Raw genomic sequence first — 12636 nt, forward strand, 5'->3', positions numbered from 1 at the left:
ATCTATTTTGTATCTAGCCATTTTTAGTAGTGTTTTAAAAAAGGTAGGAAGGTAAATATTAAACCAAGAGAGAACAAGTTCTATTTGAGTAGTCCTAATCTATGAACGTAGTATGGTTAAACAATCTGAAGTGACAAGGCGATAATTAACAGCCCATTCTTGCTCGTTTAAATCGATTAAAAACTGACAGATGTCATTTTACTCCTTGCCTTTAACTCTTAGCTTTACTTTTTAAAATGAACATTAATTCTTATAAAAGATAAAGGAACTAAAAACAGTATGAGACATCATATTTTAATACCTACAGATTTTTCGGAAAATGCGTGGAGTGCAGCACAGTATGCATTAAAACTATATGCTAAAAAGCCGTGTACCTTTTATTTTTTACACGCGTGGACCTTCACTTCGGGATCTAGAACCTACGTTTCCCCTAGTTATATAGACACAATTCAAGAGAAAGCAAAAGAGCAGTTGACAGAGGTAAAAGAACGTGCTTTAAAGAATAGCACAAATAGCGACCATAAGTTTGAAACCCTTTTTCGTCTCGATCCGTTGTTGGATGCTATAAAGAGTGTAATTGAAGAGCATTCTATAGACCAAATAGTAATGGGAACAAAAGGCGCTACAGGTGCTAAAGAGTTTCTTTTTGGTAGTAATACAGTATCTGTAATAGACAAGGTGCGACTTTGTCCTTTACTGTTGATACCAAGTAATTTTGAATATGTAGCACCAAATAAGATTGGCTTTCCTACCGATTTTAATAGGGAGTATGGAGATGAATTACAGCCTATTAAAAATTTAGCAGCTTTATATAATTCAAGTATTAAAGTGCTGCATATTAACAGCACAGATGAACTTACTGAAAAACAGAATGTGAATATGGATTTCCTTAAAACTAATTTAAGGGACTATCAACATAGCTTTAATTGGGTTCCTGAAAAAGGGAAGAAAGAAGATGCTATAGAAAGTTTTATTGAAGAAAATAATATTAATATCCTTACCATGATTAATTATGAGCATGGTATAATTGAAGATTTTATTAAAGAGCCTGTTATAAAGAGAATAGGATATCATTCTGATATTCCGTTTTTTGTTATACCCCATAAAAACTAGTGTTACAGTTTGATTTCTTGCTATTCCCAAAGCGATTCATTTTTCTAACGTAGCGTGTTGAAAGGGTTAGTTTAGAATAGTATAAAATCTGCCCTTCTTTGGGCAGATTTTATTTTATGGAAGTATATTATTTACAAGCCAATTTAGTACGGTGCGATAGAATAAGACAATGGGAGGTGCTATTCTATAAAACACAATAAAACTGAAGCCATAAATGCAAAGGGGAACCTCCTCAAATTTATATTACTTATTTCTTAAACTATGCTTAGCTTATTTATCTATTCGTTTTAGGTCTAAATCTTGGAAGTCGAAGCTGAAATCTATATTTGGCGATATGCCTTTCATTTTTATTCCTATTGCCTTACCATTCTCATCTAAAGTGAACATCGCAAAAGCGTCACACGGCATATCCCTATATTCCCATTTTACAGCAAAAGTATTCGCTTTATAAAAGAACATTTCCCCATTTAATTTTGGAGATCTATAGGACTTAAACCATAGCTTGCCATCCTTTAAAAAGACATCTACCTTTCCAAACCAATTATCTTGGTAGGTGCCAACGAAATTGGAGTAATCAATTTGGGTCGATTTTGCTTTTTCTACCGTTTGCCATACTGCGGTAATGGCCGAATCTGATTCAGCTTCACTTTCCTTTAATCTCTTATCTGCATTTGCTATCCAATCGGTTTTTTCAACTCCTAAATAGGCGTCCATTATAGTACTGGCTATAGTAGACGAACTATACGATCCTGGGTCTGTATTGGTAAGCACCACAATCCCCACCTTTAATTCGGGAATAAGTATCGTTCTAGAAAGCATTCCTGGCAGGCTACCTGTGTGTTCTGCAACAATATAACCGTTCCTATCGCTAAGGTGCCAGCCTAAGCCATAGGATCTAAAATGTGTATTATAAGGTGGTCTAGACGCTACATTAAATTCGATATTAGTGTGGGGCTGCCATATTTCCTTGTGATTATTTTCAGAAATGAGTTGTTTGTTAGAATCCTCACCATACTTCCCCTTGTCTAAGTTTAAAAAAAGCCACTTGCTTAAATCCTTTACACTAGCATAAATTCCCCCAGCAGCGCCCAGCGCCTCGTCACTTTTTGTATAGTGTTCCAGTTGTTTTAATTGTCCCTTTTGACTTGAGTGGGGAAATGCTACATTACTTTTGTCTTGTAATCGCTGATAAACACCTACAGACCTATCCATTCCCAAGGGGCTCATGATTTTGGTTTCTACAAAATCGGCCCAACTCATTCCACTAACTCTAGAAACAACTTCCCCAGCTACTATATAGAGCAAATTATCATAATCGTATTTAGTCCTGAATGCGGATACAGGTTTTTGATACTGAAAGCTCTGTAATACATCCTCAATGGTAAAGTTAGACCCATCAGGGAAAAACATTAAATCTCCAGCCCCAAGTCCAAGTCCGCTTCTGTGCGTTAGTAAATCCTGAATATTGAAGCTTTCTGTAACATAAGGAGAGTACATTTTAAACTCTGGTATATGATCTACCACCTTATCATGCCAACTTAGTTTGCCTTCATCAACCAATATAGCTAGTGCTGTTGTAGTAAATGCCTTGGAATTAGAGGCAATTGCAAATAGAGTATTCTCATCTACAGCCTCTTTGGTATGTATAGATCTTACCCCATAGCCTTTTAAATGGACTACCTCATTGTCTTTTACTACAGCAACTGCAATTCCAGCATTGGGTCTTATGTTCATGGATTTATTGACTATAGAATCTATTTGCTTAGAAGTGTAGGATTGGCCGGTTAACGTTTGTCCTATAAATAAACAAAGTGCGACTAAGGGTATTGATATGGTTTTTTTCATTATTGGAAGGATTCTCGATGTTTTTGATTTAATCTTACCGAAGCTTATATTGTCTACGGACCCTTAAAAATAAGGTTTCTCTTTTACTTATATTATCCATAATAGGGAATTTTAGATAAAGCCTCTAGATTATAAAATAGACATTGGTCTAATAAAAGATTATTCTCATAGCGTATTCTTTTAGCTGACTAAGCTGAATCATTATTATGAACCATTTCGGTAGGATTGAGTCCCTCACTATAGATGGTCCGAGAACACGGACCTTAGCTAACATAAGTTTAGTTTTCTCTCTAGAAATACCTTAACTACATTTATTAGTCCTGTAGATGTTTAAGAATTTTTTACGTTTGGTAACGAAAGGTTTATTAGTCGTAGCTAGGCGCAGCCAAATTTACCCTAAACTCAAAATAGTGTTCGAAAGCTTCGAGAACAGGAGCGAAGGCACGCAGCGACGCGAAGTTTCGAATACGGTTTTTCGACCTCGGTGTCGAAAAAATTTATTGGTTAGGGTGTCTTTTCTTTTGTTTCGTTTTCTTTGGACAAGCAAAGAAATCGAAGATTCACGAAATCCTTTAAAAAACAAATAAAAACCACTTGAGTAAAATGAAAGAACAGTCAAAGCAAGGAAAAAATCTTATAGATTAGTAAACAAATGCTTTTGTGAATTACCAACAAACTTATGTAAGGTACTCGGCACTTTAGTTTATCGGTCCAGTTCGTTTCTATTATTCATACCAATGCCAATTTTCATTAACAGAATTCATGAATGCTAATTAATTGGGTGAGCAAAAAGAAACCGACGAAGGAGGTTCATGAATACTAGTGAAAAGGAAATAAAAGTCAATGAACTAAATGAAAGCAAATAGGTTAGAAAAATTGATAAAAAGCGCTTATTAATCAATTACAAAACAAACAACTTAATACATACCCAATATAAACTTATTTCTTAAACCTAAAAATAAAGAACAATAAAAATATGAATGCAAAATCATTAATGTCGTTCTATTGGTCTGTTCGTCAATTAATCTAAGGTTTAATGATTTTAAACGAATATTCAGCGCTAAACCCTTTGGGTTTACTTTAAATGGGCGTTCAATCAGCATTTTTTGTTTAAATTTAAAAAACGAATATCAGTATCTAATCCTTATTGTACCTCTTAAGAAGTTATTATCATGACAAAGTACTTCACTTGCTTTTGCTTACTCTTCCTTTTTACTAGCTGTGCTTTTATTTCGGAAAAATTTAAAGAAACAACTGTTGCGGTGGGGGAGGTTGATGAGTTGGAACATATAGAAAACAGCATTCCAACTGCAGATGAATTGATATTAGAAAGTGAAGAAAATATTTTAGACGGTAAGCATTATGAGGATGACTATGCGGAGCCTGATTTAGAAGGTTTAAAAGAAATTCACTTTACCGAATTGTGGATGTGGGAGTATCTTGATGAAGATAGAGAATGGAAGGAAATGTGGGTTTTTAGAGAACCAAATTTAAATTATTGGTTATTTGAGAGATTCACTTCTTATGGAATTAGTAGTGAAATGTGCGAATGGGTGGTGGCTAAGCCAAATGGAGAATACATTTTTAATTATCAAGAACCTGAAATGAATACCCCAAATACAATAGATATACAAGTAATTGATTTTGTTGATGAAAACCAATTTCCCGACTTTTGGAAGCCTAGAGGTGAAAAGAAAATATTTGGTGATTCTGTTCATGGTTGGGAAGTTTTTGAAGGGGAGAAATATGAGGTGTTTTTTAAAGGGCAACCAGATCCTTCCATATTTTATTTGGGTACTAGTGATATAGATATGCGGGTATTGCATCACTTTAATAATTTGGAGGGTGATATAGAACTCCCAATTACTTTCCCGATAGGCATTCCTAAGAATACCCTAGTTTTAAGTGAAGAAACAGACATTGAATATTATAATATGAAGGTGCATTACCGTTTTAAACATATTTCTCCTAATTCCTATTATGTGTACCTGCCGGAAGAATATGTTGACTAGTGAATGTCAGTATTAATCTGTTTTAATTAACACATTCCGCCTAAATTGATAAACATAAATGGAATTCTGCTGAAAAGAGGACCTTTAATAGAAATTAATAAATGACCATAAGAAACTTAAAACACCAATTACTTGCCTTCTTATTTTGTATTGCATTCGGCTCATTATTGTCGCATTCTAAGAGGTCTCCAGATAGTTATAGAATTAATACTGACGAAAATCTCGAGAAGAATCATGAAATAACTAATCAATTCTTAAATGATAATGATGGGCAAAATGCCCCGTTATTTCATTTCATAGCGCATTATGTGAAAGCTAGGCTGACTGCTAAGCCTACTATAGAGGAAAAATTAATTTCTAATGCTGGCCCAAGAACAACTAACTTGTGGGATCCCTATTATATAGAGTACAGCATTCCCCAAGATGAGGTATTACTATTCTCCTATTTTAAAGGTAATGGTGAAGACGGACTCCATTTGGCCTATAGCGAAGACGGATTTGTATGGAAGGCTTTAAAGAACGACACCTCATTTTTGAGTCCGGTTGTAGGAAAGGATAAGCTTATGCGCGACCCATGTATAATTAAAGGGGGAGATGGCAACTACCATATGGTATGGACGGTAAGTTGGACCTATAATGGAATAGGGTATGCTTACTCTAAAGATCTTATAAATTGGTCCGAACAACAGTTTATTCCCGTTATGGCCCATCAAAAGGACAATCGAAATACCTGGGCACCCGAAATAACGTTTGATCCTGACACAGGGACATATATGATCTATTGGGCCAGTACAGTATCAGGAAAATTTCCAGAAACAAAATCTGAAAAAGAAAATGGATACAACCATCGTATATACTACACAACAACACAAGACTTTAAAAACTACGCCCAAACTCGGCTATTGTATGAACCAGGTTTTAATGTAATAGACTCACATATCATAAAAATTAAAGACCAATATGTAATGTTCTTAAAAGACGAAACTATTGAGCCACCTCAAAAAAATATTAAAATAGCCTATAGTAATGCCTTAGAAGGTCCCTATAGTGCACCAGGAAAACCTATTACAGGAGATTATTGGGCAGAAGGTCCCACTACTGCCTACGTAGATGGACAGTTCATTGTTTATTTTGATAAATATATAAATCATCAATACGGTGCGGTTACCTCCAAAGATTTACATAATTGGAAAGATGTTTCAGATCGCATAAAATTCCCAGAAGGTGCTAGGCATGGAACTATAATTTCTATACCTAGAAGTGTTTTAGAAAAACTTAAAGAAGAATAATTATGCGTAAATAGGCCTAGGAATTTCGATAGATTAATGTGATTAAAACTTTCCTTGATAACGCTATCCAAACCATTTAGTATAATTGACTGTATAAATCTGATTTGGGATAATCTATTTAAATGTTGTCGCGAGCTTCTATATTGGAATTTAGGTAATATTTTAATTTAAAATACTATTGCGCTCAAGCGGTTGTGGAGTTTTGAGCCTATTAGTTTTGATTAATAAATTCTCAAATTATTGATAATAAACTAATTATTCTGTATATTTAAGAGTAATCAAACGATAAACCAACCCTCCAATTAATGAATCAACAAATTTATTTTAGTTGAATTTTCATTATTTCACTTCCCCCCTAAAAAATATAGTTGCTATAATACGAGTAATAACTCCGGTTATTAATGCTAAAAAGCTGAAGGTGACTACATGTGTGATATTCATGGGAAATCCCTCTATTTGAGTAATAACTAATATTGTATAATGAAGATACTTATCCCACAAAAAAGCCTTGTCAATGGATTTGCACTAGTAGCGTTAAGTATTATTATTTTATCATGTAGGGAAACTAAAACCTTTAATAAAGAACAAGATAATAGTGTAGAAGAAACACTAAAATATTATTGTTGTACATCCCATATTGATACTCCTCATTGCGACCTCGAATTAATTAATCTACAAGATACGCATCCTTCAAATGAAATCTATACTCGAAAATGAAACGATATTTGGAAGTAAATTCTAATAAGATACTTGAAAACCTATATTTATTCATTATTGGTTTTATTACATTCTATTATTGTCTTGGTAGCATAGCAGAAATATTTACAGAAGAATTGTTCGAAAGCGCCCAATTAATGGAGGTTGATAAGCGATTTATAACTGATAACGGAAAAACAATAGAGTTTAGAAATTTAGAGGAAGTAAAATGGAATGAGCAATATAATATATTTTTAAAATGGTATCCTTCTTTTCAGAAATTAGGAGATACCTTGAGTTATATTTTAAGTCTCATTTCATTTGGAGTTCTAGGCGCCTTAGTTAAAATATTGGCATATCAATATAATTTTAAAAAAGGTCTTGAGAAAAGAAAAATTTATCTTGGACCTGTTTTAGGAGGTCTGCTAGGCTTTATGATCCTTGTTTTAGCAGATTTCCTACCAGAGTTTCGATTAGAATCAGGGGATAAAAAATTCTATTTCACCTTTGCATTCATTGCAGGCATGTTTTCTGAAAAATTTTTCGAATGGTTACGTAAAAAAGTTGATGATTTTTTAAAAATTGAAACTAATCAATAACGCTATACCTAGATAGATTGCAATGTAGAAGTTGACAATTTTTATTCCAATCTAAGAAGGATAAAGATACTATATTATCAAGAATATAATTATGGCGACCCATAGATATCACCAATCCTTATCAGAATTACTGTTAATATCACTGTACTACCTTTAAAGTAGAATACCCTAAACTACCCTTCTCTAACTGAATTTGGGTTGTAATCCGTTCTTTTAAAGCACCTACGTGAGAGATTACTCCAACCGATTTATCACCCTCATTTTGCATTTTCTCTAGTATCGTAATGGCCTGATCTAAAGTTTCAGGATCCAAAGTACCAAAACCTTCATCGATAAAAAGCGATTCTATCTTTACATTTCTAGCGGCAATATCCGATAGCGCAAAAGCCATAGCCAAACTGACCAAAAAGGTCTCACCGCCGGAAAGAGTACGTACAGAGCGACGGGCGTTCCCCATATACTTATCGAAAACCTTGAGGGTGTCACTTTTATCGGCTTCGTCTGCCGTGGGGATATCTAATAGATACCGATCGCTAAACTCGGCAAGTCGCTTGTTGGCATAACCAATAAGTTGTTCTAAAGTAAGGTCTTGAACAAAATTAGAGAATTTATTACCTGTTGCATCCCCAATTAAATCGTTCATAGTTTTCCATAGCGATAAGTCTTTCTTTAGTAAGTCTATTTCTTCCTGTGCTTTTTGTTGTCGCTTCTTAGCTTTTTCATCAGCCTCTAAACTTTGGGTAATCTTACCAATATTTTCTGATAGCGTATCCCAACTCGACTTTGCTTCATTAAATAGCGTAGTTAATGTATCTAAAGAAAGGGTAGCATCGTCTTTTTCTGATAATTCCGTTAAAACTTTTTTTAGAGAATTTTCTTTTTGCCCTAATATGGTTTGTACCTCTTTTAGGTGATTTTCACGCTTTCTAATTTTACTAGCTCGCTCTTCTGGGAGTATGGCAGATCGTAAGGCCTTAATGCTTTCTAATTTTTCTTTCTCTATAATACTATTCAGTTCCTCTTCCTTTTTTAACTTATAATCGGATTGTAATTTTAGTTTGTCTGCACTTTCATTTAACTGATCCGTAAGTGACGTTATAGATGCATGAGATTTGGTTATGGATGTGGTTAAGGTGTTTACCTTACCATTGATATCCGGCCCGTTAAAAAGGGCAGTACGTTCTTGCTTTAATTTATTATAGGTTGTTAGGTTCAACTCCCATTGCGTTAAACTTTCTTTTAGATCTTGTAAAATAGAAGTCGCCTGAAAGGCCTGTTTCGATTTTTCCATTTTCTTTATTTGATGGTTTAAATCGAGTCGGCGAGATTTTAGGGTATCTAGATCTTCTTTATAATCCCACTTTAAATGATCGCTAAGATTTTTCAGGGATTCCAAATATTTGGCCTCTTCTTCTTTTAGAGACTTTATAGTGTTATTTATGTCGCCCATCTGCTTTAGCTGGTATTCTTTTTTTGCAGATAACTGAATAAGAAGATCTTTTTGGGTTTGCAGCGATTTCTTTTTTTCTTTTACCAGTTCTTCCTTAGTATCAAAATAGGGGGTTTCAGAAGCATAGGGATGGTGCAATGACCCACAAAGCGGACAAGGTTGCTCTGGCTCTAGTTGCAAGCGATGTTCTTCTAAACTTTGATGTTTGCGTTGCTGTGCTAGGGTTTTCTCCAAAGATTCTACCTCTTTTGTGCCTGTTGCTACCTCCGTTTCTAAAGATTTTATGGTGGTGGTGTCTTTTTCCAATTGGTCTTGAACCTCTTTTAGCTGCTCGGCCTGAGATTTAAGGTTTTTTTCTACCTTTAGTAATTGTTCCTTGCTAACCAGTAACTCACCCGCTTTTTCTACTAGAATACGTCGGCTATCCAATTCCGCATTCAATTTCTCTAGAGAACTTACCCCAGACTGTTGAATAGTTTCCTTTACAGAATTTTCAAAAACCTCTAACTGCGACTTAAATAAGTCTGGGTGCTCTGCCATGGGCAATTGATACTCCAACTGATTTATACTCCTTACATATTTATTTAAGGTAGTTTTATACAAGTCTGCTTCGCTTTGCTTTTTTTTCTCTTCTGCCTGGAGTTCTGCAATCTTATTGCGGAAAACATCAAGCTTCTCATTAGCAGACTTAACATCAACCTTTTCTTTAAGAATTTTTTCGGCGGTCTCTAAATAAGAGTTAAGTTGTACTTCTACAGCAGCTTTGGATTTTTTTAGTTTCTCTCTATCATCGTTAAGTTGATTTACCTGCTTGTAGATCGTATCGTAATCGGTTAGGGTGGACCCATACTTAGCTAATTTATCATGTAATGCTAGTTCACCTTTATACGGTTTAAATTGATCCCAATCGTTTTTTAACTGTAGCTGTTCTTTTTGAAGTTCTTTTTCTTCGGCTTGTTTTTTCTGAAGTTCCTTTCTATTGGTTATTTTTTCCGAAGTGGATTGATAGGCCTTTTCTATTTTAGGCTTAGACTTATTTAGGGATTTAAGTTCGTTTTGCTTTTCCGTAACCTGCTCTGCGGTGAGCAGTTCTATAGTTTCTAAACCGGCTTCTTTTAAGGCAATGTTTTTTTCTACCTGCTTATACTTAAAATAGACAGCTTTTCCTATCTCACGATAGGAGCGAGCCCCGGTAATATCTTCCAACAACTTATTACGTTCGTTTCGTGGAGCCTGCAGTAACTTACTAAATTCTCCCTGCGATAGCACCATGGCTTTTACAAACTGCTCGTAACTAAGGCCAATAATCTCCTGATTTTTATCTGGAGTCTTGGTGCCAGCTTCAAGAATCTGACCGGTAGCTACTTCTACCAATTCCTGCTTACGAGCGTTTAAATTATTGTTCCTATTGCGTTCTATAGACCAATGACTACGATAATCCTTGCCGTTAACGCGATATTCCACCTCAGCATAGCAATGTTTCATATTGCGAGTCATAATGCCTCCATCATCCTCTAAAATAGTATTGCTTACCGCTTTATCTACCCTTGCGATACGATTGTAAAGCGCAAGTGTTATTACATCAAGTAAAGTCGACTTACCTGATCCAGTAGGACCGGTAATGGCAAACAGTCCAGCATCTGCCAAAACACCATTACCAAAATCAACCTGCTGCTCTCCTTTTAGGGAGTGAATATTTTCAAATCTTATTTTTAGGATTTTCATGGACTATAATTTCAATTTTTCCAAGATTTCACGAAAGGCGTTCTTTAATTCGGCAGTGTTCTCTAATTCGCTTTGTAGCTCCAGTTTTTTTTCGAACATCTGCATGGGGGTAACATCTGCTACATCGGTACCTACGGCAAAGGCATCACTAGCACCGCGAATTTTACTTTTAAAATTGAGTCGCGATTTTACAATTTCGATATTGGAATTAAGTTGGGAATCGGTAAGCGCATCAAAAGCTTGTCGTTTTTCTAAGCTCTCATTATCCTCATTTACAATTATTTCTGCTAGGGATGTTAAAGTAGTTTCTTCAGAATAGGCATTCAATTTATCTGCTAATTCTTGGAGACTGCCTTCAAAAGTGATGAGGTTTCTGTGCTTGGGGATGGGAACAATAGCGACCTTGGTAATTTTATTATTTTCCACCGTAATCACATTTACTTGTTTTTGATCTTCTTTTTCTGAGAAACTTAACGGAACAGGGGAACCGCAATAATGTATGTTTTTTTCTTTAGTAATTACTTGCGGTTTATGAATATGACCCAGCGCTACATAATGGGGAATTTCCCCAAACATACTAGCTTCTACACCGGCCTGATTTCCAATCTGAATATCGCGCTCGCTTTCGGAAAGTTCACTTCCCTGAACATATAAATGTCCCATTAAAATAAATACTTCATCGGAATAGTGGTCGCTATAATGAGTGGTAACATTTGAAAAATAGGTACGTAAACCCGATTTTATCTGTTCAATTTTTGTGGCATAGCTTTCTCCTGCAGCAGATTTGCGGATGTCCCGATCCTTTAAAAAGGGAACTGCTGCTACCACTAACTTTTCGTTGTTTTTATTGACGGTTATAAATAGATCTTCCACTTCCTTAGTAGCGCCTCCAATTACAGTAATATCAAATGCTTTTAACAGTTCGGAAGGGGCATTTAATACCGCTGGGGAATCGTGGTTTCCACCGGTAAGTATAATTTTACAATCGAGCTGAATAAGGTTTTTCAGTAAATCGTAATACTGCTTATAAGCAGCTTGGGAAGGATTCGCCTGATCAAAAATATCACCAGATACTAATAGAACATCAATGTTCTCAGTTGTGATATAGTCAATCAGCCATTTAAAAAACAAATCTAGATCTTCAGTGAGATCATATTTATGAAGTTGTTTCCCGATATGCCAGTCGGAAGTATGAAGAATTTTCATGCAATTGGTTTATATAAGACGTAAAACTACAAGAAAATAATCCAAAGCAGAATTCATCTAAATTCATGTTAGAATATATTTTCCCAAATTCAAATCGAAGGTAATTAAAACAACTAATTCTTCAAATCCAATTTTATGCTTTTGAAGTTTTTATATTAAGGAATTCTGTATTCTTAAAATTGGATGGTGTATAATGAACGTCTGTCACTTCTGTCGCCAACATAGGCAGGCCTGTCTGCCGACATAGGCAGGCCTGCACTAACCGAGATCTAACCATAAAGGCAGGCTTGATTATCCTCTTTCAGGAAGTGCATTAAATTCTTTTCTTTTTGCTTGTAGCCATTCCCGCATCGCATTAGAGTCAGAAGACTCCATTAAGTCCTTCATTTTATGCATGGCTACTAAATGTGCTTTGTCTTTTTTTTGAAACATTTCCATGCCATGACTTTTACTCATTGCCTCAATTTCATCAAAAGTATTTGCATGGAATTCTTTATCGCAAGCCCCTCCTAATTGTCTATATGTCATTGTTTTCATTTTTCTGTTCTTTTAATTGGATTTATTAACCTCAAAAGGGGGAGCTATTATTATCAATATACCGAATTTTTCTACTACTTCCTTCCCTAGGCAGTATAACCTATTGTGATGCGATTATAATTTTAATACCTTACCTAGTTTTTATAGCTGTTGTTATCTATATT

8 protein-coding genes are annotated in these 12636 nt (G+C 35.1%); 4 read left to right on the top strand and 4 right to left on the bottom strand.

Translation table 11 applies throughout. The annotated features are described in order from the left end of the window. The first annotated feature begins 279 nt into the window (after window positions 1-279). Window positions 280-1113, top strand: a complete 834-nt coding sequence (locus H344_RS0102530) for a universal stress protein (protein ID WP_026808844.1) — start codon at window positions 280-282, stop codon at window positions 1111-1113. Window positions 1114-1383: 270 nt separating this feature from the next. Here the strand turns inward: H344_RS0102530 and H344_RS0102535 are convergent, their stop codons facing one another. Next, window positions 1384-2958, bottom strand: a complete 1575-nt coding sequence (locus H344_RS0102535) for a serine hydrolase (RefSeq protein ID WP_026808845.1) — start codon at window positions 2956-2958, stop codon at window positions 1384-1386. 1172 nt (window positions 2959-4130) lie between these two features. Here H344_RS0102535 and H344_RS0102540 point away from each other — a divergent pair. From H344_RS0102540 to H344_RS0102555, 3 genes are all read left to right on the top strand, one after another. Beyond that, window positions 4131-4970, top strand: a complete 840-nt coding sequence (locus H344_RS0102540; RefSeq protein ID WP_026808846.1) for a hypothetical protein — start codon at window positions 4131-4133, stop codon at window positions 4968-4970. Between the two features lie 101 nt (window positions 4971-5071). Continuing rightward, window positions 5072-6259 (top strand): glycoside hydrolase family 43 protein, encoded by a 1188-nt coding sequence (locus tag H344_RS19615; protein WP_084148723.1) that lies wholly within the window; start codon window positions 5072-5074, stop codon window positions 6257-6259. A gap of 713 nt (window positions 6260-6972) precedes the next feature. After that, complete coding sequence (locus H344_RS0102555; RefSeq protein WP_026808848.1) at window positions 6973-7554, top strand: hypothetical protein; 582 nt, start codon at window positions 6973-6975, stop codon at window positions 7552-7554. Window positions 7555-7693: 139 nt separating this feature from the next. Here H344_RS0102555 and H344_RS0102560 read toward each other — a convergent pair whose 3' ends face one another. From H344_RS0102560 to H344_RS0102570, 3 genes are all read right to left on the bottom strand, one after another. Further along, window positions 7694-10729, bottom strand: a complete 3036-nt coding sequence (locus H344_RS0102560) for an AAA family ATPase (RefSeq protein ID WP_026808849.1) — start codon at window positions 10727-10729, stop codon at window positions 7694-7696. Between the two features lie 3 nt (window positions 10730-10732). Continuing rightward, the gene (locus tag H344_RS0102565) at window positions 10733-11935 is read right to left on the bottom strand and encodes an exonuclease SbcCD subunit D (RefSeq protein ID WP_026808850.1); all 1203 of its coding nucleotides are present in this window, start codon (window positions 11933-11935) and stop codon (window positions 10733-10735) included. 291 nt (window positions 11936-12226) lie between these two features. Further along, window positions 12227-12472, bottom strand: a complete 246-nt coding sequence (locus H344_RS0102570) for a hypothetical protein (protein ID WP_026808851.1) — start codon at window positions 12470-12472, stop codon at window positions 12227-12229. Window positions 12473-12636: the final 164 nt, after the last annotated feature.

The sequence above is a fragment of the Arenibacter latericius DSM 15913 genome (assembly GCF_000424985.1).
GTDB classification, from domain to species: domain Bacteria; phylum Bacteroidota; class Bacteroidia; order Flavobacteriales; family Flavobacteriaceae; genus Arenibacter; species Arenibacter latericius.